Source organism: Leclercia sp. LTM14 (assembly GCF_023736175.1).
Lineage (GTDB): Bacteria > Pseudomonadota > Gammaproteobacteria > Enterobacterales > Enterobacteriaceae > Enterobacter > Enterobacter barmai.
This window is the reverse complement of the sequence record NZ_JAIKTT010000002.1, coordinates 764,367-787,577: the sequence shown is the minus strand read 5'-3', so window position 1 is coordinate 787,577 and position 23,211 is coordinate 764,367. Positions and strand designations below refer to the sequence as shown.

Below are 23,211 nucleotides of genomic sequence, written 5' to 3'. Positions count from 1 at the left end.
TTTTTTGGGCTCGTAATTAATAGCTAAAGCGAGTACAGTTCACCGCCCAAATGGGGGCGGTGAATGCGTTTCTGGTAACATCTGGCAATCTATTTTGTAAAAATCTGAAAGTTTTTCAGCTGCCGAGCGCTGAAACGTGATAGCCGTCAAACAAAGATCCGCAGATTTATTTTACTCTGCGTAATAAATAAAGGGCGCTTAGATGTCCTGTCCACGGCACGGTTCTCCCCCCGGGCCAATGCGTGAAAACGTAAAAAAAGCACAAATACTCAGGAGCACTCTCAATTATGTTTAAGAATGCATTTGCTAACCTGCAGAAGGTCGGTAAATCGCTGATGCTGCCGGTATCCGTACTGCCTATCGCAGGTATCCTGCTGGGCGTCGGTTCTGCAAACTTCAGCTGGCTGCCAGCCGTAGTTTCCCACGTGATGGCCGAAGCAGGCGGTTCTGTTTTCGGTAACATGCCACTGATCTTCGCTATCGGCGTTGCGCTTGGCTTCACTAATAACGACGGCGTATCTGCGCTGGCCTCTGTTGTTGCCTACGGCATCATGGTTAAAACCATGGCTGTGGTTGCACCTCTGGTGCTGCACTTGCCACCGGAAGAGATCGCAGCAAAACACCTGGCTGACACCGGTGTTCTGGGCGGTATCATCTCGGGTGCTATTGCGGCGTATATGTTTAACCGCTTCTATCGCATCAAGCTCCCTGAGTATCTGGGCTTCTTTGCTGGTAAGCGTTTTGTTCCAATCATCTCTGGTCTGGCGGCGATCTTCACAGGTGTGATCCTCTCCTTCATCTGGCCACCGATTGGTTCCGCTATCCAGACCTTCTCTCAGTGGGCTGCTTACCAGAACCCGGTACTGGCGTTCGGTATCTATGGCTTCATCGAGCGTTGCCTGGTGCCGTTTGGTCTGCACCATATCTGGAACGTTCCTTTCCAGATGCAGATCGGCGAATTCACCAACGCGGCGGGCCAGGTATTCCACGGCGATATCCCACGCTACATGGCAGGCGACCCAACTGCAGGCAAACTGTCTGGCGGCTTCCTGTTCAAAATGTACGGCCTGCCGGCTGCTGCGATTGCAATCTGGCACTCTGCTAAACCAGAGAACCGTGCAAAAGTGGGCGGTATCATGATCTCCGCAGCGCTGACCTCGTTCCTGACCGGTATCACCGAGCCGATCGAGTTCTCCTTCATGTTCGTTGCGCCGATCCTGTACGTTATCCACGCGATTCTGGCTGGCCTGGCGTTCCCAATCTGTATCCTGCTGGGTATGCGTGACGGTACGTCCTTCTCACATGGTCTGATCGACTTCATCGTACTGTCCGGTAACAGCAGCAAACTGTGGCTGTTCCCAATCGTTGGTGCGTGCTACGCAGTGCTGTACTACACCATCTTCCGCGTGCTGATCAAAGCACTGGACCTGAAAACACCAGGTCGTGAAGATGCAACAGAAGACAGCAAAGCGGGTGCGACCAGCGAAATGGCTCCAGCACTGGTTGCAGCCTTCGGCGGTAAAGAGAACATCACTAACCTGGACGCATGTATCACTCGTCTGCGTGTTAGCGTCGCCGATGTCGCGAAAGTTGACCAGCCAGGTCTGAAAAAACTGGGCGCAGCTGGCGTAGTTGTTGCAGGTTCCGGTGTACAGGCTATCTTCGGTACTAAATCCGATAACCTGAAAACCGAAATGGATGAGTACATCCGCGGCAACTAAGTTGTGACCTGGGGAGACTAAGGCAGCCGAATGGCTGCCTTTTTTATTGCCTGAGATTTGGGAAATGCCCGGCGGCGCTGCGCTTGCACGGGCCTACATATCCTGGGCCACAGGCAAACCGCGCGTACAAAAAAGGGAGCCTTCTGGCTCCCTTTGGTAACGGATGCTGTATCAGAACTGATAGCTTGCGGTCACGCTGACGTTACGCGGTTCGCCATAGACAATCGCGCCTTCAATATTCGTGTCGTAAGTCTTATCAAACAGGTTATTCACATTACCCTGCAGAGAGAAGTTCTTCGTGACCTGATAACGGGTGAAGAGGTCAACCAGCGCGTAGCTGCCCTGTGACGCTCGCCATGTGCCGTACGGCGTGTCCTGATAGGTATACACGCTGTTTTGCCAGTTAACGCCGCCACCTACGGTCAGCTCAGGCATGACCGGCAGACGATAGCTGGTAAACAGTTTCACCGTGGTACGCGGCAGCTGCGGGTTAACCGCCTTGCCCTGGTTATCTTCTGCAACGTAACGCGTCGCACCGAAGGTCATCTGCCAGTTATCCGTCAGTGCGCCGTTGATTTCAAACTCAACGCCTTTACTCACGGTACCGTCTACGCTCTCGTAAGCCGTATCCGTCGAGCCCTGAATGGTCCGGCCGGTGCTTTGTCCCAGATTATCCTGCTCAATGCGGAAGACGGAGAGGGTGGTCGTCAGACGGCTGTTCATCCAGTCGGATTTCAGACCCGCTTCGTAGTTATTACCGGTGATCGGGTCGAGATATTTGCCCGAGCTGTCGCGGTAGTTCTGCGGCTGGAAGATAGAGGTATAGCTGGCGTAGGCAGACCAGTTGTCGTTGATGTCGTAGACCAGACCCGCGTAAGGCGTGGTGTGGTTCTTCTCCATGCCGTAGGTCAGGGTGTCAATGCTCCAGTTGGTATAGCGCGCGCCGAGGATCAGGTGCAGCGGATCGGCCAGCGAGATACGGGTTGCCGCATACAGCGACTTCATGTTGGTGGTATCGTCCTGGGCGAGGGACTGCGATCCCCAGTTAGTTTCCGGGAAGTTACCGTTATAGTCGTAGAAACTGCCGAACTCATCCGGGAAGACGTTGGCCCAGGAGTTGGTGTAACGGTTCGTCTGACGGCTGAAACTGCCGCCGATCATCACGGTGTGCTGACGACCTAACAGCTCGTAACCACCGTCAGCAAAGAGATCTACAGCATCCACTTTACGCTTGCCGCTGTTCCAGCCGGTACCGCCAATGTAGCCGTAATCCGGACCGTAGTTCACGTAAGGACCTTCCAGCATTCCGGTGCTCTTGTTGACATAGGCATCAAGGTACATCGCTTTACTGTCGAATTTCGCTTCGGTATGGGTCGCATTTAACGTGGCCTGCCAGTCGTCGGCAAAACGCTGCTTCAGCGTAAAGAAGACCTTATTGAACTCTTTATCGTTGTAGGCCCAGTCTGGAGACGTGCTGTGTGCGCGATCGTAGTGTCTGACGCTGCCATCGGTGTTCCAGCGCGGCAAACCACCCCACGTCTGGTTGTTGATGTCGATACGCTGGTATTCGTAGCCCGCCGACAGCGCGGTGCTGGTGCCCAGGTCGGCGTCAAGAATTCCGGAGAAGAAGGTCCGCTTCTGGTTGTAGTTGTCGAGCCAGGAGTCGCTGTCCTGATAACCCGCCACGATGCGGCCGCGCAGATTGCCGTCATCCGTCAGCGGGCTTTGCATGTCCATCACGTAGCGCTGTTTGTTCCAGCTACCGTATTCCGCAGACAAATTGGCCTTAAATTCGCGGCTGGTGGCATGCTTACGCACCATATTGATCGCCGCAGAGGGGTTGCCTGTTCCGGTCATCAGACCGTTGGCGCCGCGCACCACTTCAACCCGCTCAAACAGGGCAGTGTCAGACTGAGAATCACCCAGATTCCAGCGTGATTCGAAGTAGGTTGGGATGCCATCGACCATGTAGTTGTCGATTTCAAACCCACGGGAGTAGAAGTTGCTGCGATCGGAATCGGTGGTGCTTTTGCTGATCCCCATCGTGTTGTCCATCACGTCGCCCAGCGTCTGCAACTGCTGGTCTTCCATGCGCTGCTCGCTGACGATAGTGACCGACTGCGGAATGTCACGCTGGACCATCTGCATTTTGGTGCCGACGGTTGTGGTTTTTACGCTGTAGTCCTGGCTGTCATCGCCAGATGCATCGGACTGTGAGGTACCATCGACAATGACGGTTTCCTCAGAAGGAGCAGCAAAACTGGCGGTAGGCATCAATGCCATAGCAATGCAGGCTGCCAGCAACGAAGGTGTTGCGACAGACTGAGATTGCCCTTCCCTGGATTGAATGGTGAAAGACATCATCAAACCCTTATGAACGGTGAATGGTGTGCATCAGTCTCTTAAGCGAGCTGAAATAGTTTTCTAGGTATTAATTGCGCATGAAAATGCAAATGCGAAATATACGCATTCGATTTATCACTGTAAACAGATGTTGCGGTGGTAAGTGAAATAATGTTTCAGACGGAGCAGGGAAGAGATGGTCATTCAGCGAGCAGATCGGGGCGAACCAGCAAAGAAATCGTGGGATAAGGTTGAAAGGACTGGAGAAAGTCGCTCATACTCTTGAGTCGTGTCACAAAATAATGCGCCTGTACCGGGCGGGTTGTCTCCGGTCACGTCGCCAGATTAAATGAATAAGGAAAACCTCATGGCTGAAGAAACCATTTTCAGTAAAATTATCCGCCGCGAGATCCCGGCAGATATCATCTATCAGGATGAACTGGTTACTGCTTTTCGCGACATTTCCCCGCAGGCGCCTACCCACATTCTTATTATCCCCAATATTCTGATTCCTACGGTAAATGACGTGAAAACTGAGCATGAACTGGCATTAGGCCGTATGCTGACAGTAGCAGCGAAAATCGCTGAGCAGGAAGGGATTGCCGAGGAGGGTTACCGTTTGATCATGAACTGCAACCGCCACGGTGGGCAGGAAGTTTATCACATTCATATGCATCTGCTGGGCGGACGTCCGCTGGGCCCGATGCTGGCGCATAAAGGTCTCTAAGATGCAAAGAGGATGGATGGCGGCTCTGGTCATGGCGACGGTGTTAGCGGGATGCAGCTCGCAACCCTCGATACCCGTCAATGACGATCAGACGCTGGTAATGGAGTCATCGGTGCTGGCTGCAGGGATCACCGCGGATCAGCCTTCGCTCACCACTAGCGAAATTCAACCGTCCGCCTCCTCTGTGCTGTTTAATGAAAGAGATGAGCCGGTTACCGTTCACTACCGCTTTTTCTGGTATGACAACCGTGGCCTGGAAATGCATCCACTGGAAGCGCCGCGCAGCGTAATTATTCCGGCAAAATCGTCGGTTAAGCTTTACGGCAGCGCAAACTACCTGGGTGCGCATAAGGTCAGACTTTATTTATATCTCTGAGGGGTGAATTTTGATTAATAACTTCAGTCGTTACGCACTTGTCACGGCTTTTGCACTGTTCCTGTCGGGCTGTATTAGCCGCACTGAGCAACCACCGGCACCGGTGGAAGAGGTTAAACCGGGGGTTGAGCAGCCGGTTGAGCCAACCCAGCCAGTCCCAACCGTACCGACCGTGCCGTCAGTACCGGAGCAGCCAGGACCGATCGAGCATCAGGAGCAGCCTGCTCAGCCCACACCGCGTGAACGTCACTACGACTGGAACGGGGCCATGCAGCCGATGGTCGGCAAGATGCTGCAGGCTCAGGGCGTGACAGCGGGCAGCGTGCTGCTGGTGGACAGCGTCAACAACCGCACTAACGGCAGCCTGAATGCGGGTGAAGCCACCGAAACGCTGCGTAATGCGCTGGCGAATAACGGGAAGTTCACGCTGGTATCCGCGCAGCAGCTTGCGGTGGCCAAACAGCAACTGGGCCTCTCTGCGCAGGACAGCCTGGGCTCGCGCAGCAAAGCTATCGGTATTGCCCGTAACGTGGGTGCCCAGTACGTGCTCTATTCCAGCGCGACCGGTAACATCAACTCCCCGGCGCTGCAAATGCAGTTGATGCTGGTTCAGACAGGTGAAATTATCTGGTCGGGTAAAGGTGCAGTTCAGCAACAGTAACCTGACGCGCGACACGCTGCTGTCGCGCTTTTTCCCGCAGTTTCGCATCATCGCGCCGCCAGCCCACGCCGGGTTGAGCGGCGCGAGCTGCATTATTGAGCATGCTGGACACCGTCTGGTGCTGCGCCAGTGCCATGCCGGGCTGGCAACGCCTGCCCATTTTCGCCGTCAGTACCATGCCCTGCGCCATCTTCCCGCCGACATTGCTCCTCAACCGCGTTTTTACAGTCCTGGCTGGATGGCGGTGGATTATCTGGCGGGCGATATCAAAACCACGTTGCCCGCCGCACCTGCGCTGGCCGCAATGCTGTATCATCTCCATCAACAGCCGACGTTCGGCTGGCGCATCACCCTGACGCCGCTGCTGGAACAGTACTGGCTACAGGCCTCGCCCTCCCGACGCACGCCGCTATGGCTGAGATGGCACAAGCGTCTGCGAAAACAAGGAGAGCCGCGCCCGCTGCGCCTGGCGCCGCTGCATATGGACGTTCATGCGGGTAATATCGTGCATACCGACCTCGGCAGTCGGCTGCTGGACTGGGAGTACGCCGGTGACGGCGACGTGGCGCTGGAGCTTGCCAGCGTCTGGACCGACGGTGACGTCGGGCGTCAGGCATTGCTCGCCGCCTATGCAGAGGCCGCACAGCTTGACCTGACGCAACTGCAACGACAGGTGAAGCGCTGGCGCCCCTGGGTGCTGATGCTGATGGCGGGCTGGTTTGAGCTGCGCTGGCAGCAGTCACAAGACAAACAATTTATAACCCTGGCCGATGAAGTCTGGCGCCAGTTAGCAACGAGAGAATAAGAGAGGTTCGTGTGGGTCCGGTCATGTTGGATGTGGAAGGTTATGAGCTGGATGCGGAGGAGCGCGAGATCCTGGCGCACCCGCTGGTGGGTGGCCTGATCCTGTTTACCCGTAATTATCACGATCCGGCGCAGCTGCGCGAGCTGGTTCGCCAGATCCGCGACGCTTCCCATCACCGGCTGGTGGTGGCGGTGGATCAGGAGGGGGGCCGCGTGCAGCGTTTCCGCGACGGCTTTACCCGTCTGCCGGCTGCCCAGTCCTTTGCGGCGCTGCTCGGGCTGGAAGAGGGCGGCAAGCTGGCGCAGGAGGCGGGCTGGCTGATGGCCAGCGAGATGATCGCCATGGATATTGATATCAGCTTCGCCCCGGTGCTGGACGTAGGCCATATCAGCGCCGCCATCGGCGAGCGTTCTTACCATGATGAACCGCAGAAGGCGCTGCAGGTGGCGACCCGCTTTATCGACGGGATGCACGAAGCGGGGATGAAAACCACGGGTAAACACTTCCCGGGACATGGTGCCGTCACGGCGGATTCCCATAAAGAGACTCCGCGCGATCCACGGCCACAGGCGGAGATCCGCGCCCGGGATATGTCGATTTTCAAATCGCTTATCAGCGACAACAAGCTCGACGCCATCATGCCCGCGCATGTGATCTACACCGATGTCGATCCCCGTCCGGCCAGCGGCTCGCCGCACTGGCTGAAAACCGTTCTGCGTCAGGAGCTGGGTTTCAACGGGGTGATTTTTTCCGACGATCTGTCGATGGAAGGGGCGGCGATCATGGGCAGCTACGCTGAACGGGGTCAGGCATCGCTGGACGCGGGTTGCGATATGATCCTGGTCTGCAATAATCGTAAAGGCGCAGTAAGCGTGTTGGATAACCTGTCGCCGATCAAGGCTGAACGTGTTACACAATTGTATCATAAAGGTTCTTTTAGCCGTCAGGAGCTGCGGGATTCCGCACGCTGGAAAACCGTGAACGCGCAGTTACAGGCGCTTCATGAGCGCTGGGAAGCGCATAAAGCGGGGCAGTAATCCCTCCTGACAAGCGTAGTGTGGCGAGGATACGATGATCATCTATTTGCACGGTTTTGATTCGAACAGTCCCGGTAATCACGAGAAAGTACTGCAGCTGCAGTTTATCGATCCGGATGTGCGTCTGATTAGCTACAGCACGCGCCATCCGAAGCATGATATGCAGCATCTTCTGAAAGAAGTGGACAAAATGCTGCAGCTGAACGTTGACGACCGTCCGTTGATTTGTGGCGTCGGCCTGGGAGGATACTGGGCCGAGCGCATTGGGTTCCTGTGTGATATTCGCCAGGTGGTGTTCAATCCTAACCTGTTCCCGAACGAGAGCATGGAAGGCAAAATCGACAGGCCGGAAGAGTATGTTGATATCGCCACCAAGTGCGTGAGCAATTTTCGTGAGAAAAACCGCGATCGCTGTCTGGTGATCCTCTCCCGCAACGATGAGGCGCTGAACAGCCCCCGCGCAGCGGAGCTGTTGCACCACTACTACGAAATTGTCTGGGACGAAGAGCAGACGCACAAGTTCAAGAATATTGCCCCCCATCTGCAGCGTATCAAAGCGTTCAAGACCTTAGGATAAGGCTCATTTTTCCAACTAAGCCCGGCCACTTTCGTGAGCCGGGCTTTCTTTTTGCTAAGCTTGGGTGAATTTTAAGCGGCAAAACTTGATGCACATCAATTTTGGTATGACCAATGCACCGAACATGTTATTCTCATGACGGTTGAATGGTTTCAGTGCTGTAACCTGTTGTTAATTAAAGGTTATTTTAATAACTTTTAGTTAACAATTGGTTAATAATTTAGGGGGTCACGTTGACTACACCATTGAAAAAGATAGTGATTGTGGGCGGCGGCGCAGGCGGGCTGGAGCTGGCTACGCAGCTGGGTAAGAAGCTCGGCCGCGGTAAAAAAGCCAAAGTTACGCTCGTCGATCGCAACCACAGCCACCTGTGGAAACCGCTGCTGCACGAAGTCGCCACAGGTTCTCTGGATGAGGGCGTGGACGCGCTGAGCTATCTGGCGCATGCGCGCAACCACGGGTTCCAGTTCCAGCTGGGTTCAGTGGTCGATATCAACCGTGAAAGCAAAACTATTACGCTGGCAGAGCTGCGTGACGAGAAGGGCGAACTGCTGGTGCCGGAGCGCAAGCTGGCGTATGACACGCTGGTGATGGCGCTGGGCAGCACCTCCAACGACTTCAACACCCCGGGCGTAAAAGATAACTGCATCTTCCTCGACAACCCGCATCAGGCGCGTCGTTTCCATCAGGAAATGCTGAACCTGTTCCTGAAATATTCCAATAACCTTGGCGCAAGCGGCAAGGTGAATATCGCTATTGTCGGCGGTGGCGCGACGGGCGTTGAGCTCTCTGCGGAGTTGCACAATGCGGTGAAACAGCTGCACAGCTACGGTTATAAAGGCTTAACCAACGACGCGCTGAACGTGACGCTGGTGGAAGCGGGCGAACGTATTCTGCCTGCGCTGCCGCCGCGTATCTCCGGCGCTGCACATAGCGAACTGACCAAGCTGGGCGTGCGTGTTCTGACCCAGACAATGGTGACCAGTGCCGATGAGCACGGCCTGAACACCAAAGACGGCGAGCACATCAAAGCCGATCTGATGGTCTGGGCGGCAGGGATCAAAGCGCCTGATTTCATGAAAGAGATCGGCGGCCTTGAAACCAACCGCATCAACCAGCTGGTGGTTGAGCCAACGCTGCAAACCACCCGCGATCCGGACATCTACGCCATTGGCGACTGCGCCTCCTGCGCCCGCCCGGAGGGTGGATTCGTACCACCGCGCGCTCAGGCTGCTCACCAGATGGCAAGCCTGGCGCTGCACAACATCCTGGCCCAGGCGAAGGGCAAAACCCTGAAGAGCTACGTCTATAAAGATCACGGTTCCCTGGTTTCGCTTTCGAACTTCTCCACCGTGGGCAGCCTGATGGGTAACCTGATGCGCGGTTCAATGATGGTCGAGGGGCGCATTGCCCGCTTCGTCTACATCTCCCTGTACCGTATGCACCAGGTTGCGCTGCACGGTTACTTCAAAACCGGGCTGATGATGGTGGTTGGCAGCATCAACCGCGTGATCCGTCCGCGACTGAAACTGCACTGAGTTCTAAGCCCCTCCGCATCCGCGGTGGGGCTTTTTTAGCATATCGTTCTGCAAAACGCCCTCTCAGGGTCTAAGAGTCCTCCTAAACCAGCCAGTTTTGCGCTTGTCGCCGCATTTTTAATCCTTTCTCTGATTTGCCTGCGTACACCTTTCGTTGCAAAATTGTTACTAATAGCAATAAAAAGGAGAACGTCACATGAATAAATCCATGGTGGCAGGTATAGGGATTGGCGTGGTTGCCGCATTAGGTGTGGCGGCCGTTGCCAGTCTTAATGTTTTTGATCGTGGCCCACAATATGCGCAGGTGGTTTCGGCTACACCTATCAAAGAGACGGTAAAAACACCGCGCCAGGAGTGCCGCAACGTGACCGTAACGCATCGCCGCCCTGTGCAGGATGAAAACCGTATCGCCGGTTCCGTTCTTGGCGCGGTAGCAGGCGGGGTGATCGGTCACCAGTTTGGTGGCGGCCGCGGTAAAGATGTCGCAACGGTAGTGGGTGCCTTAGGTGGTGGTTACGCCGGGAATCAGGCGCAGGGTGCCCTGCAGGAGCGCGATACCTACACCACGACCCAACAGCGTTGTAAGACGGTCTATGACAAATCAGAGAAAATGCTCGGCTATGATGTGACCTATAAAATTGGCGATCAGCAGGGCAAGATCCGTATGGATAAAGATCCCGGCACCCAGATCCCGCTTAACGGCGACGGTCAGCTGGTACTGAATAACAAAGCATAAAAAAATCTGTTCTCTGCATTTAGCTCCCCATTCGCTCAGGCTGGGGAGCTTTTTGCGCAAAAAAAGACCTTTACACCGGCGCCGGTTGCGCGATGACTAAGGTCTTTCTCAGGGATACAGCAGGGTAAGAGTGGTTAGAGGTCGAATTCGTGATACTGGCGTAGCAGCAAAAATCCCGTTATCAGTACGGAAAGAAAAGCAAATAAAACTGACCCACCACATAAAACCCAGAGACCGAATAACAATGTAATTACTATTAACACCTTGAATAAAGGTAATAGCAAAATCATTTATATTCTCCTTCTGAATGTGTATAGCCAGAACTTCTCCGCCACAACTCATGCGCCTAATCATTAGCACATCAATAATCACACAATAAAGAATAGCAAACAGCAGAGCCAGGGGAGCAATTTTTGCCAGGCTTTGAGAAAGTATAGTTGAGAGGAGGGGATCAGGGCGGCAGGCCGCCCTGACGATCAGGCTTTCAGAAGTTCGGGCCACAGACGCAGGGTAATTTGCGTTATGGTCAGCAGTTTTTCCAGGCTGGCGCCTTCCCGGGCGCTGATGGACATGCCCTGTAAAACGCAGTTGAGATATTGGGCAAGTTTATGGGGATCGCTCTGGGCCGGGATCTCACCGCGCAGCTGACGCTGCTGTAAAAACCGGCACAGCGTCTCTTCCTGCATGGCATGGCGTGATTTCACCGTGTGGGCAATCTCTTCCGAAGAGGCCGCAAGCGTCGCCGAGGTATTAATCATAAAACAGCCCGCAGGCGTATCTTTGCTGGTAAAGCAGGTCGCCACTGCGGTGAAGTAGTCTTCCAGCGCCTGTTCGACGCGCTTCTCTTCACAAAACAGCTGCGCTTCATGGCGTGCGGCGAAGCGGCTGATATAGCGATCCAGCACCGCGCGGAACAGCCCCTCTTTATTGGTAAATTCTGCATACAGCGTAGGCGCTTTCGCCCCCGTCGCGGCAACCAGGTCTGCCAGCGATGTGGCTTCATACCCATGCTGCCAGAACAGCGTCATGGCCTTATCCAGCGCCGCTTCCCTGTCGAACACTTTTGGTCGGCCACGGCTTTTCTTTTCGCAACGCGTGTCATCGGTTGTCATAGCCGTTGTACCTCTGTTGGTTTGTTGAACGACCATTATAAAAATAATCCCTTTCTGCGACCAGCGCTGAATTGATAAAAATTTATTCATCCTATCAATATGAATTTAAAAGCTTTTAAAATTATTTTAATGATCGTTATAAAAATTAATTGACGTGTGACGCAGATCACATCTATCATTTTGTTATCGATCGTTAAGTAAATTCTTGCGACATCCCTTCACTTGCAAAAGGTCTTTATCATGAAAAACGTAAAAACACTGATCGCCGCCGCCGTACTTAGCTCACTCTCATTTGCCAGCTTTGCAGCCGTTCAGGTGCAGTCTACCCCTGCCGATCAACAAAAAGTGGGCACTATCGCCGCGACGGGTGGGACTAACCTGGATTCACTGGAAAGCCAGTTAGCGCAAAAAGCGGATGAAATGGGTGCAAAATCTTACCGTATCACTTCCGTTACCGGCCCGAACACCCTGCACGGTACTGCGGTGATCTACAAATAAGCATGGCTTAACCCTCATTAATGCCACTGCGAAAAAACGCTCTGCCTGTGCAGAGCGTTTTTTGTTTGTGCAGTTTACATCGACTGGGTTACAGGATGTGGCGTCACGTCCACCGGCATACCCGAACGCGCTTCCATGGCGCGCTCCATCACCATCTCATCAGCGCTGGCCTTAAAACCCTGCTGGGCGGCATTGAGGATAATCGGCAGGGTTTGCGGATCGTCATTCAGCTGCTTCGACAGCGGCTGGTGCACCTCCACCAGACGCACGCCGCCTGGCTCTTCCGACACCTTGATCGGCGTATTCATGATATTCACTTTGGTGCCGGGCTGGATGACACGGAACAGCGTCTCGATGTCATTGTCCCGCAGGCGAATACAGCCGGAACTCACGCGCATGCCGATGCCAAAATCGGCATTGGTGCCATGCAGCAGATACACCCCACCGTAGGCCGCGAGGCGAATGGCGTGATGTCCCATCGGGTTTTCCGGCCCGGCGGGCACCACCGCAGGCAGATCGATACCCTGGGCTTTATAGCGGGCGCGGATGTTGGCGGTTGGGGTCCAGGTCGGATTGGCGCGTTTGTCCGACACCGTAGTCACCATCGTTGGCGTCAGGGTATCGCCCCCCAGCTGACCAATGCCGATGGGGTAAACCGTGACCTCATTTTTACCCGGCGGGTAATAGTAGAGCCGCAGCTCGGCCAGGTTGATCACAATTCCTTCCCGCGGCGCGTCGGGGAGCAGGGTTTGCAGCGGGATAGTCAGCACGCTGCCGCGCGGGGAACGTAGGGGTCAACGCCCGGATTCGCCTGCAGCAGGGCCAGGAAACCGACGTTATATTTTTTGGCAATGGCTTCCAGCGAGCCGCCATCGTTCTCGACCACATGAAAACGATTTTCGCCCACTAGCCGACTGCCCGCCGGGGGCAGGGGCCAGGTATTGGCCCGGGCGGGCAGGGCAAGCGCCAGGGTCGCGAGGAGCGCAACCAGGGGTATCCAACGGGTAAAACGCGACGTTTTTTTCATCACCAGAATCCATAGCAATAAAGATTATTATTATCTGAACGTTAATCGATAATTATGGCGAATGAGTGTGTCGGGAAGTCCAGGCGGATTGCAAAGAGTTGTAAATTGCGCGGGGGAAATCATGCCGGGCGATATCAACATCGCCCGGCACGGGGTCAGGCTACGGCGTTCTCTTCCAGCTGACGCATAAAGTTGCACACCCACTCCATGCGGGTTTTGCGCTCCGCCAGATCCTGAGTGAACTTCAGGCGCGTCGGGCCATCAAGCCGGTAGTGCTGGGGCTGTTTCTGCAGCAGGCCGATCAGCCACATCGGATCGACATGGTTCTTCTCGGCAAACTCAATCATGCCGCCTTTTTCATTCCCTTCCAGCTTGCGGATCCCCAGTTTCTGCGCCTGCTGGCGTAACCGGGCGATATCCAGCAGGTTACGCGCTGCATCCGGCAGCAGGCCAAAGCGGTCGATCAGCTCTACCTTAATTTCGTCGAGACCGGCCTCGTCTTTGGCGCTGGCAATACGCTTGTAGAACGACAGGCGGGTGTTGACGTCCGGGATAAAATCATCCGGCAGCAGGGCTGGCATGCGCAGCTCCACTTCCGTTTGCTGGCTGGTGAGATCTTCCAGCGACGGCTCGCGCCCCGCCTTCAGCGCATCGACGGCGTTTTCCAGCAGCTCCATATAGAGCGAGAAGCCGATGGTCTCCATCGAGCCGCTCTGATCTTCCCCGAGCAGCTCACCCGCCCCGCGGATCTCCAGGTCGTGGGTGGCCAGCGCAAAACCGGCACCCAGATCTTCCAGCGAGGCGATAGCTTCCAGGCGCTTCTGCGCATCGGTGGTCATCGCTTTCGGATGCGGGGTCATCAGCCAGGCATAGGCCTGATGGTGCGAGCGCCCGACGCGACCGCGCAGCTGGTGGAGCTGCGCGAGGCCGAAGTGATCTGCCCGCTCGATGATGATGGTGTTGGCGGTAGGAATATCGATACCGGTTTCGATGATCGTGGTACACACCAGCACGTTAAAACGCTGGTGGTGGAAGTCGTTCATCACCCGCTCCAGCTCGCGCTCGCGCATCTGGCCGTGGCCGATGGCGATACGCGCTTCTGGCACCAGCTCCGCCAGCCGGTCGGCCGCTTTCTGGATATTCTCCACATCGTTGTAGAGATAGTAGACCTGGCCGCCGCGCAGCACTTCACGGAGGATCGCCTCACGCACCACCAGATTGTCGTATTCACGGACAAAGGTTTTCACCGCCAGACGACGGGCAGGCGGGGTGGCGATAATCGACAGATCGCGCATGCCGCTCATCGCCATGTTCAGCGTACGCGGGATCGGCGTGGCGGTGAGGGTCAGAATGTCCACGTCGGCACGCATCGCTTTGATGCGCTCCTTGTGGCGAACGCCGAAGCGGTGCTCCTCATCGACAATCAGCAGCCCCAGATCTTTCCACTTCACGTCGCTCTGCAGCAGCTTATGAGTGCCGATCAGAATGTCGATCTTGCCTTCGCTTGCCTGCTCCAGGATCTGCGCCTGCTCTTTGGCGCTGCGAAAACGCGACATCATCTCGATGCGCACCGGCCAGTTGGCAAAGCGGTCGCGGAAGTTATCGTAGTGCTGCTGCGCCAGCAGGGTGGTCGGAACCAGCACCGCCACCTGTTTATTGTTTTCTACCGCCAGGAAGGTGGCGCGCATCGCCACTTCGGTTTTACCAAAGCCCACGTCGCCGCAGACCAGCCGGTCCATCGCCAGCGGCTGACACATGTCGCTGAGGACGGCGTTAATCGCCTGGGCCTGATCCGGGGTGGTTTCAAACGGGAAGCTGTCGCAGAACAGCTGGTACTGCTCTTTATCGTGCTTGAAGGCATAGCCCGCTTTCGCCGCACGCTGGGCGTAGATATCCAGCAGCTCCGCCGCCACGTCGCGCACTTTTTCCGCCGCTTTCTGCCGTGCTCTGGCCCAGGCGTCACCGCCGAGCTTATGCAGCGGCGCGTTCTCTTCCGCACCGCCCGCGTAGCGGCTGATCAGATGCAGGGAGGAGACCGGCACGTAGAGTTTGGCGTCGTTAGCGTACATCAGCATCAGGTATTCACCCTTGATGCCACCGGCCTCCAGGGTCGTCATCCCCGCGTAACGGCCTACGCCATGCTCCAGATGGACAATCGGCTGGCCGGTATGCAGCTCCGCCAGGTTGCGGATCAGCGTGTCGGGATTGATGGTGCGACGGCTGTCCTGACGGCGGCGCGCCACGCGCTCACCCAGCAGATCGCTTTCGCAGATCAGCGCCAGATTATTGATGGTATCAATAAACCCATGTTCGGCTGCGCCGATCATCAGGTAGCGCCCGGTGCCGCTGGCTTCGTCCAGACGCAGGATCCGTTTCGGAGCCACCTTAATGCGGCCAAGCAGTTCGCCCAGCGCCTCACGACGGCCTTCGCTCTCCACAGAGAAGATCACCGGCCCGGTAAAGGATTCGAGAAATTTACGCAGGTTATCCAGCGGCGATTTATTCTGTGCCTGCACCGCGAGGTCCGGCAGCGGCTGATAGGCGAGGTTGGTGTTGGCGGCTTTGTCCGGCAGGCTTTCGGTTTTGAGCTGCACGCGCGGCCAGCGTTTCAGCTCGCTGAACAGTTCGTCAGTGCGCAGCCACAGCAGCTCGGGCTCCAGCAGCGGACGCATCGGATCGACACCGCGATTCTCAAAGCGGGCGCGGGTTTCACTCTCAAAACGGTTGGCGCTGGCCTCCAGATCGCCGGTGTTCAGCACCAGGGTATTCGCCGGAAAATAGCTGAACAGGGGAGGCAGCGGCTCGCTGAAGAACAGCGGCTGCCAGTATTCGATCCCCGACGGCAGGGTGCCTTTGCTCACCTGCTGGTAGATATGCTCGGCGTCACGCTTGACGTCAAACTTATCGCGCCACTGGCTGCGGAACAGCTCGATGGCGGTTTTGTCGGTGGGGAATTCATGGGCCGGCAGCAGGTTGATGGATTCCACTTCCTCCAGCGTGCGCTGGGTGTCGGCATCAAACAGGCGCAGGCTGTCGATTTCGTCATCGAAGAAGTCCAGACGATAAGGCTGTGCGCTGCCCATCGGGAAGAGGTCGAGCAGCGCGCCGCGGGTGGCGTACTCCCCATGCTCCATCACCTGATCGACATGGCGATAGCCAGCGCTGTCGAGCTGCACGCGCAGGCCATCCCTTGAGAGACGCTGGCCTTTTTTCATCACCAGGGCGTGACCGTGCAGATAGCTGTGCGGGCAGACGCGCTGCATCAACGTATTAACCGGCACAATCAGCACACCGCGCTGCATGGTGGGCAGCTGATAGAGCGTGGAGAGGCGCGAGGAGATGATCTCCTGGTGCGGCGAGAAGCTGTCGTAAGGCAGCGTCTCCCAGTCGGCAAGGCTGGTGACCAGTTGATCGGTGAACTGGCGGATCTCGTCATGCAGACGCAGGGCGTTTTGCATGTCAGGCGCGACCAGCACCACCGGGCCCTGATGACGCTCTGCAATTTCCGCAACCAGCGTGGCGCAGGCTGCCCCGGTCAGTTCACCCAACTGGCGTTGGTCGCCCGCTTTGCCGGGCAGGGAAAAACGATTTTGTTCAGGCATGGCTTTGTCAGGATCTCTTATGGGCATATCACTGATACACAATGTCTTTATTATCCTTGATCGTTTTACATTAGCAAACCGTAACCGCACACAGGGTGAAGACGCCCCCTGAGGGGCGTTAGCGCGCGGCCTGAACCGGCGTCAGGCGGGCAGGCGGGGTAAAGAAGAAATCCCCTGTCAGCGCAGTGGAGAGTTTGCGGGCAGCCAGGCCCACCAGCGTGCAGAGCAGCAGGCTGGCAAACGGGTAGAACAGCACCAGGGTCAGCTCTGCCCATACCGGCCATGCGCCGCCATTCAGCTCGTGAATCAAAAACAGGCTCATCCCTTCGATAAGAATGCGGTGGGTGGTGTAAATCGCAATGGTGTTCGAGCCAATCACGTTCAGCAGATTGTCAGGCCCGACGGCGAAGCGCTGCTCCAGGCGCGAGAACAGGGTCATGATCAGTAAAATAGAGAGCAGCGACAGCGGCAGGGGCACGTTCGCGAACCACAGCACGACCGAAACCGCCGCGAAAGCCGCAACCGCCACCCAGTCTCGTCGCCACACCCTGGCCTGCATCCAGGTCATCAGCTGCACGCCGTACCAGGCTCCCAGGCTGTAATAGATCATATTGCGCACCACGCTGTTCATCCCCCACCACGGCAGCGGCATAAAGTTAATGGCGATGCTCGCCAGGGCCAGCAGCCCGACCAGCGGCAATTTCCAGCGGCTCAGCAGCTTGCAGAGGGTGAAATAGACCACCAGGGCATAGAGATACCACAGGCTGGTGCTGGCGGTGAGCATGCCGGTGATAAAGCCGGTCAGCGAGTCAGCGTAGGCGGCGTTAGAGGTGGTATTGAGCTCGCGCTCCGGTGCCAGCCAGGCGTTGAGGTGGGTCAGCGCCTGCCACTGCAACACGCCCCACAGCATCAGAACCCAGACAATGCTCCAGAGCCGCTTATCGAGGCTATTTTTCCAGTCCACCTCGTCGATATAGCGGCGGATCAAATAGCCTGAAATAAAGAAGAACACCGGCATGCGAAACGGGGCGAGATAGAGATTGAAATAGACCCAGCATTTGGCAAGCAGCGCCGACAGCGGCGAGTGCAGCGCGTTCAGATGGGGATAAAAGGTGATGACCGAGTGGTAGATCACCACCAGGCAGATGCAGAGCCCCTTTATCTGGTTAATCCATAGTGTTTTTTGTTTCATCGCTTACCGGGTCCTGTTGTTACCTTGTTCGAACGGGTAAGTGTGTTGGGCGGCGGGCAGGATGTAATGGGTAAGAGTCTGTATCCGTACGATTTTCAGAAAAGCTGCAAACAACCCCGGGCGTCAGGCTTGTGGGCAGATGCGGTTATTACGCTGATTTATCGTGCTTTTTCAGACAACCGGTAAGCAAAGCTTAGGGTTTCAGTCATTTACCCTTTGCGGATTCGCTTATATACTCGTGGGTCTGCTATCAGCAAACAGACGGATTTCATGTACCAACCTGTCGCACTATTCATAGGCCTGCGTTATATGCGTGGGCGCGCCGCGGACCGCTTCGGTCGCTTTGTCTCCTGGCTTTCAACCATTGGCATTACGCTTGGCGTGATGGCGCTGGTGACGGTTCTCTCCGTCATGAACGGCTTTGAGCGCGAGCTGCAAAATAACATTCTGGGGCTGATGCCGCAGGCCATACTCTCATCCAGCAACGGGTCGGTTAATCCGCAGCAGCTGCCCGAAAGCGCCGTGAAGCTGCAGGGCGTCAGCCGTGTGGCGCCGATCACCTCCGGTGACGTGGTGCTGCAAAGCGCCCGCAGCGTGGCGGTGGGGGTGATGCTGGGCATCGACCCGGCGCAAAAAGATCCCCTGACGCCATACCTGGTTAACGTCAAACAGACCGATCTGGCTCCCGGCCAGTACAACGTCATCCTCGGCGAACAGCTTGCCGGACAGCTGGGCGTCAATCGGGGCGACCAGCTGCGGGTGATGGTGCCGTCTGCCAGCCAGTTCACCCCGATGGGACGTCTGCCGAGCCAGCGCCTGTTTAACGTGATCGGCACCTTCGCCGCCAACAGCGAAGTGGACGGCTACCAGATGCTGGTGAATATCCAGGACGCGTCGCGTCTGATGCGCTATCCGCTCGGTAATATCACCGGCTGGCGTCTGTGGCTCAACGAGCCGCTGAAGGTGGATGTCTTAAGCCAGCAAACGCTGCCGGAAGGGACAAAATGGCAGGACTGGCGTGAACGCAAGGGCGAGCTGTTCCAGGCCGTGCGGATGGAAAAAACATGATGGGCCTGCTGCTGAGCCTGATTGTGGCGGTCGCCGCGTTTAACATTATTACCTCCCTTGGCCTGATGGTGATGGAGAAACAGGGCGAGGTGGCGATCCTGCAAACCCAGGGGCTGACGCCGCGGCAGATCATGGCGGTCTTTATGGTGCAGGGCGCCAGCGCCGGGATTGTCGGAGCGCTGCTGGGCGCGGTGCTCGGTACGCTGCTTGCCAGCCAGCTGAACAATTTAATGCCGATTATCGGCGCGCTGCTCGACGGCGCGGCGCTGCCGGTGGCCATTGAGCCGCTGCAGGTGGTGGGCATTGCGCTGGCTGCGATGGCCATTGCCTTACTCTCCACGCTTTATCCTTCATGGCGCGCTGCCGCCACTCAACCCGCTGAGGCTTTACGTTATGAATAAGATCCTGTTGCAATGCGACAACCTGTGCAAACGCTATCAGGAAGGCACGGTGCAGACGGATGTCCTGCACAATGTCAGCTTCAGCGTAGGCGTTGGGGAGATGATGGCGATCGTCGGCACCTCCGGCTCCGGCAAAAGTACTCTGCTGCACCTGCTCGGCGGGCTGGATACGCCAACCTCTGGCGACGTAGTCTTCTCCGGCACCCCGCTGAGTACGATGTCATCGAGCGCCAAGGCCGACCTGCGTAACCGCGAGCTGGGCTTTATCTACCAGTTCCACCACCTGCTGCCTGATTTTACGGCGCTGGAAAACGTGGCGATGCCGCTGTTGATCGGCAAAAAGAAACCGGCTGAAATCAACGCCCGCGCCAGCGATATGCTGAAGGCGGTCGGGCTGGGCCATCGCGGCAACCACCGTCCTTCGGAACTCTCCGGCGGCGAGCGCCAGCGCGTGGCAATTGCCCGTGCGCTGGTGAACAACCCGCGCCTGGTGCTGGCAGATGAACCGACCGGCAACCTGGACGCCCGCAACGCCGACAGCATTTTCCAGCTCCTCGGCGAGCTGAATGCCTCCCAGGGCACCGCGTTTCTGGTGGTGACCCACGATCTGCAGCTGGCGAAACGCATGTCCCGCCAGCTGGAGATGCGTGACGGGCATCTGAATACCGAGCTGACCCTGATGGGGGCAGATTGATGGCTTCACCGTTATCGTTACTTATTGGTCTGCGTTTCAGCCGGGGCCGCCGTCGCAGCGGCATGGTGTCGCTGATCTCTGTTATCTCCACCATCGGTATCGCGCTGGGCGTGGCGGTGTTGATCGTTGGCCTCAGCGCCATGAACGGTTTCGAGCGTGAGCTGAACAACCGCATTCTGGCGGTAGTGCCGCACGGTGAAATCGAGCCGGTTAACCAGCCGTGGAATAACTGGAACGATGCGCTGAACAAGGTGGAAAAAGTGCCGGGCATTGCCGCGGCCGCGCCGTACATCAACTTCACCGGGCTGGTGGAGAGCGGCGCAAACCTGCGCGCCATTCAGGTGAAAGGAGTCAACCCACGCCAGGAAGAGAAGCTCAGCGCGCTGCCGCAGTTTATCCAGAAAGATGCCTGGGCGAACTTTAAGGCCGGCGATCAGCAGATCATTATCGGCAAGGGCGTCGCCGACGCGCTGAAGGTCAAGCAGGGCGACTGGGTGTCGATCATGATCCCAAACGCCAGCGCCGATCATAAACTGCAGCAGCCGAAGCGCGTGCGTCTGCACGTCACCGGCATTCTGCAGCTGAGCGGCCAGCTGGATCACAGCTTCGCCATGGTGCCGCTGGAAGATGCCCGCCAGTATCTGGATATGGGCAGCAGCGTCACCGGTATCGCCATCAAGGTGAACGACGTCTTTAACGCCAACAAGCTGGTGCGCGACGCCGGAGAAGTGACCGACAGCTACGTCTACATCAAGAGCTGGATCGGCACCTACGGCTATATGTACCGCGATATCCAGATGATCCGCGCCATCATGTACCTGGCGATGGTGCTGGTGATTGGTGTGGCCTGCTTTAACATCGTCTCTACGCTGGTGATGGCGGTGAAAGACAAGAGCGGCGACATTGCGGTCCTGCGTACTCTTGGAGCAAAAGACGGTCTTATTCGTGCCATCTTCGTCTGGTATGGTCTGCTGGCGGGGCTGCTGGGCAGCCTGTGCGGCGTGGTCATCGGCGTGGTGGTTTCCCTGCAGCTGACGCCGATTATCAACGGTATTGAGGCCCTGATTGGCCATCAGTTCCTGTCGGGCGATATCTATTTTATTGACTTCCTGCCGTCTGAATTGCACTGGCTGGACGTTTTTTATGTGCTGGTAACGGCACTTTTACTGAGTCTGCTGGCAAGCTGGTATCCGGCGCGTCGCGCAAGCCGAATTGATCCGGCGAGGGTATTAAGTGGCCAGTAATTACGTCATGATTTAGCGGTTGCGAGGCCGCTGAATCAGAAAGAGGAATGCACTATGTATTACGGATTTGATATTGGCGGCACCAAAATCGCGCTGGGCGTATTTGATACCAACCTGAAGCTGCAGTGGGAAACCCGTGTTCCCACTCCCCGCGAAAGCTATGATGAATTTTTAACCGCCATTGCCGCGCTGGTGGCCCAGGCCGATGAGCGCTTCGGCGTGAAGGGCACTGTCGGGATTGGCATTCCCGGGATGCCGGAAACCGACGACGGTACGCTGTATGCCGCCAACGTCCCTGCTGCCAGCGGCAAGCCGCTGCGCGCCGACCTGACACGTCTTCTTGAGCGCGACGTGCGCCTCGACAATGACGCCAACTGTTTTGCCCTCTCCGAAGCCTGGGACGATGAGTTCCAGCAGTATCCGCTGGTGATGGGTCTGATCCTCGGGACCGGCGTTGGCGGAGGGATTGTGGTCGACGGCCAAGCGGTGACCGGGCGCAGCTATATCACCGGCGAGTTTGGCCATATTCGTCTCCCGGTGGACGCGCTGGAGGTGGTCGGGCGCGATTTCCCGTTGATCCGCTGCGGCTGCGGCCAGCACGGCTGCATCGAAAATTACCTCTCCGGCCGTGGATTTGCATGGCTTTATGAACACTTCTATCATCAAAAACGTGAGGCACCAGAAATCATTGCGCTGTGGGAGCAGGGCGATGAACAGGCCGTTGCACACGTCGAGCGCTATCTCGATCTGCTGGCGGTCTGTCTGGGTAACATCCTGACCATTGTCGATCCAGACCTGCTGGTGATCGGCGGAGGATTGTCGAACTTTACGGCTATCGCCGAGCGGTTGTCCGGCCGGTTGCCGCGTCATCTGTTGCCGGTTGCCCGCGTCCCGCGCATTGAGCGCGCGCGACATGGCGATGCCGGGGGAATGCGCGGCGCCGCGTTCCTCCATCTCACCCGTTAGCCATACGAGGTTTTTATGCTGTCGCGTCGGTCACTTCGACTCAGCCGTTTTCGCAAAAACAAACGCCGCTTGCGTGAGCGCTTACGCCAGCGAATCTTCTTCCAGGATGGGGCACTGCCAGAACTGATGGAAAAACCAAGAGTGTTGGTCCTGACCGGGGCGGGGATCTCCGCCGAGTCGGGCATTCGAACGTTTCGCGCGACCGACGGGTTGTGGGAAGAGCATCGGGTTGAAGACGTGGCGACGCCGGAAGGTTTTGCCCGCGATCCTGAGCTGGTGCAGGCGTTCTACAACGCCCGCCGCCGTCAGCTTCAGTCGCCGGAGATCGCCCCTAACGCGGCGCATCTGGCGCTGGCGAAGCTGGAAGAGGCGCTGGGCGACCGCTTTCTGCTGGTGACGCAGAACATCGATAACCTGCATGAACGCGCGGGCAACCGCAACGTGATTCATATGCACGGTGAACTGCTGAAGGTGCGTTGTTCCGGCAGCGGGCAGGTCTTTAACTGGACCGGCGACGTGACCAGCGATGACAAATGCCACTGCTGCCAGTTCCCGTCTACGCTGCGCCCGCACGTGGTCTGGTTTGGCGAAATGCCGCTGGGGATGGACGAGATCTACAGCGCGCTGGCGATGGCGGACGTGTTTATCGCCATCGGCACCTCCGGGCATGTCTATCCGGCAGCAGGATTTGTTCACGAAGCGAAACTGCATGGGGCGCACACGGTGGAGTTAAACCTTGAGCCGAGCCAGGTGGGCAGCGAATTTGAAGAGAAAACCTACGGACTGGCAAGCGTTGTGGTGCCGGCGTTCGTGGATAAATTATTGAAGGGATTGTAGGCATATTTCCCCTCACCCCGGCCCTCTCCCCATAGGGGAGAGGGTGTAA

The 23,211-nt window shown here is 56.9% G+C and carries 18 protein-coding genes and 2 pseudogenes; 15 read left to right on the top strand and 5 right to left on the bottom strand.

Annotated elements, in window-relative coordinates:
• Positions 1-287 precede the first annotated feature (287 nt).
• Complete coding sequence (gene ptsG / locus K5I40_RS08270; RefSeq protein WP_223074292.1) at positions 288-1,721, top strand: PTS glucose transporter subunit IIBC; 1,434 nt, start codon at positions 288-290, stop codon at positions 1,719-1,721.
• A gap of 171 nt (positions 1,722-1,892) precedes the next feature.
• Here the strand turns inward: ptsG and fhuE are convergent, their stop codons facing one another.
• Positions 1,893-4,082 carry a ferric-rhodotorulic acid/ferric-coprogen receptor FhuE gene (gene fhuE / locus K5I40_RS08265; protein ID WP_223074291.1) on the bottom strand — a complete coding sequence of 730 codons (2,190 nt, stop codon included), beginning with the start codon at positions 4,080-4,082 and terminating at the stop codon, positions 1,893-1,895.
• Between the two features lie 349 nt (positions 4,083-4,431).
• Here fhuE and hinT point away from each other — a divergent pair, with 349 nt between their 5' ends.
• The 8 genes from hinT to K5I40_RS08225 all read left to right on the top strand — a co-directional run bounded on the left by hinT (position 4,432) and on the right by K5I40_RS08225 (position 10,521).
• The gene (gene hinT / locus K5I40_RS08260) at positions 4,432-4,791 is read left to right on the top strand and encodes a purine nucleoside phosphoramidase (RefSeq protein WP_138368681.1); all 360 of its coding nucleotides are present in this window, start codon (positions 4,432-4,434) and stop codon (positions 4,789-4,791) included.
• A gap of 1 nt (position 4,792) precedes the next feature.
• Positions 4,793-5,167: a YcfL family protein gene (locus K5I40_RS08255; protein WP_138368682.1), complete on the top strand. Its 375-nt coding sequence runs from the start codon at positions 4,793-4,795 to the stop codon at positions 5,165-5,167.
• 10 nt (positions 5,168-5,177) lie between these two features.
• Positions 5,178-5,828 carry a penicillin-binding protein activator LpoB gene (gene lpoB / locus K5I40_RS08250; RefSeq protein ID WP_039028941.1) on the top strand — a complete coding sequence of 217 codons (651 nt, stop codon included), beginning with the start codon at positions 5,178-5,180 and terminating at the stop codon, positions 5,826-5,828.
• Positions 5,809-6,633, top strand: coding sequence for a thiamine kinase (thiK, locus tag K5I40_RS08245; protein WP_223074351.1), 825 nt, complete (start codon positions 5,809-5,811; stop codon positions 6,631-6,633). The genes lpoB and thiK overlap by 20 nt, the downstream gene beginning before the upstream one ends.
• Before the next feature lie 11 nt (positions 6,634-6,644).
• Positions 6,645-7,670 (top strand): beta-N-acetylhexosaminidase, encoded by a 1,026-nt coding sequence (nagZ, locus tag K5I40_RS08240; protein WP_138368683.1) that lies wholly within the window; start codon positions 6,645-6,647, stop codon positions 7,668-7,670.
• Positions 7,671-7,704: 34 nt separating this feature from the next.
• Positions 7,705-8,247, top strand: a complete 543-nt coding sequence (ycfP, locus tag K5I40_RS08235) for an alpha/beta hydrolase YcfP (protein WP_223074290.1) — start codon at positions 7,705-7,707, stop codon at positions 8,245-8,247.
• A gap of 233 nt (positions 8,248-8,480) precedes the next feature.
• Positions 8,481-9,785, top strand: a complete 1,305-nt coding sequence (locus K5I40_RS08230; protein WP_223074289.1) for an NAD(P)/FAD-dependent oxidoreductase — start codon at positions 8,481-8,483, stop codon at positions 9,783-9,785.
• 196 nt (positions 9,786-9,981) lie between these two features.
• Positions 9,982-10,521 carry a glycine zipper 2TM domain-containing protein gene (locus K5I40_RS08225; protein ID WP_039028945.1) on the top strand — a complete coding sequence of 180 codons (540 nt, stop codon included), beginning with the start codon at positions 9,982-9,984 and terminating at the stop codon, positions 10,519-10,521.
• A gap of 476 nt (positions 10,522-10,997) precedes the next feature.
• Here K5I40_RS08225 and K5I40_RS08220 read toward each other — a convergent pair whose 3' ends face one another.
• Positions 10,998-11,633: a TetR/AcrR family transcriptional regulator gene (locus tag K5I40_RS08220; RefSeq protein WP_039028946.1), complete on the bottom strand. Its 636-nt coding sequence runs from the start codon at positions 11,631-11,633 to the stop codon at positions 10,998-11,000.
• 240 nt (positions 11,634-11,873) lie between these two features.
• On the opposite strand from K5I40_RS08220, the gene bhsA reads away from it, so the two are divergent.
• Complete coding sequence (bhsA, locus tag K5I40_RS08215; RefSeq protein WP_139564771.1) at positions 11,874-12,131, top strand: multiple stress resistance protein BhsA; 258 nt, start codon at positions 11,874-11,876, stop codon at positions 12,129-12,131.
• Positions 12,132-12,205: 74 nt separating this feature from the next.
• Here the strand turns inward: bhsA and K5I40_RS08210 are convergent.
• From K5I40_RS08210 to K5I40_RS08200, 3 genes and pseudogenes are all read right to left on the bottom strand, one after another.
• A pseudogene (locus K5I40_RS08210) lies at positions 12,206-13,158 on the bottom strand (L,D-transpeptidase family protein).
• A gap of 155 nt (positions 13,159-13,313) precedes the next feature.
• Positions 13,314-16,760 (bottom strand): transcription-repair coupling factor, encoded by a 3,447-nt coding sequence (gene mfd / locus K5I40_RS08205; protein WP_138368686.1) that lies wholly within the window; start codon positions 16,758-16,760, stop codon positions 13,314-13,316.
• Positions 16,761-16,878: 118 nt separating this feature from the next.
• Entirely contained in the window at positions 16,879-17,952 is a 1,074-nt protein-coding gene (locus tag K5I40_RS08200) for an acyltransferase family protein (RefSeq protein WP_223074288.1), read from the bottom strand.
• Positions 17,953-18,222: 270 nt separating this feature from the next.
• Here K5I40_RS08200 and lolC point away from each other — a divergent pair.
• From lolC to cobB, 5 genes and pseudogenes are all read left to right on the top strand, one after another.
• Positions 18,223-19,421, top strand: a pseudogene (lolC, locus tag K5I40_RS08195) (lipoprotein-releasing ABC transporter permease subunit LolC).
• Complete coding sequence (lolD, locus tag K5I40_RS08190) at positions 19,414-20,115, top strand: lipoprotein-releasing ABC transporter ATP-binding protein LolD (RefSeq protein ID WP_039028952.1); 702 nt, start codon at positions 19,414-19,416, stop codon at positions 20,113-20,115. The pseudogene lolC and the gene lolD overlap by 8 nt, the downstream one beginning before the upstream one ends.
• Positions 20,115-21,359, top strand: a complete 1,245-nt coding sequence (gene lolE / locus K5I40_RS08185) for a lipoprotein-releasing ABC transporter permease subunit LolE (RefSeq protein WP_138368689.1) — start codon at positions 20,115-20,117, stop codon at positions 21,357-21,359. The genes lolD and lolE overlap by 1 nt, the downstream gene beginning before the upstream one ends.
• 54 nt (positions 21,360-21,413) lie before the next feature.
• Positions 21,414-22,325 carry an N-acetylglucosamine kinase gene (nagK, locus tag K5I40_RS08180; protein ID WP_223074287.1) on the top strand — a complete coding sequence of 304 codons (912 nt, stop codon included), beginning with the start codon at positions 21,414-21,416 and terminating at the stop codon, positions 22,323-22,325.
• A 15-nt stretch (positions 22,326-22,340) separates the two neighbouring features.
• Entirely contained in the window at positions 22,341-23,162 is an 822-nt protein-coding gene (cobB, locus tag K5I40_RS08175; RefSeq protein ID WP_039028955.1) for a Sir2 family NAD+-dependent deacetylase, read from the top strand.
• The last annotated feature ends 49 nt before the right edge of the window (positions 23,163-23,211 follow it).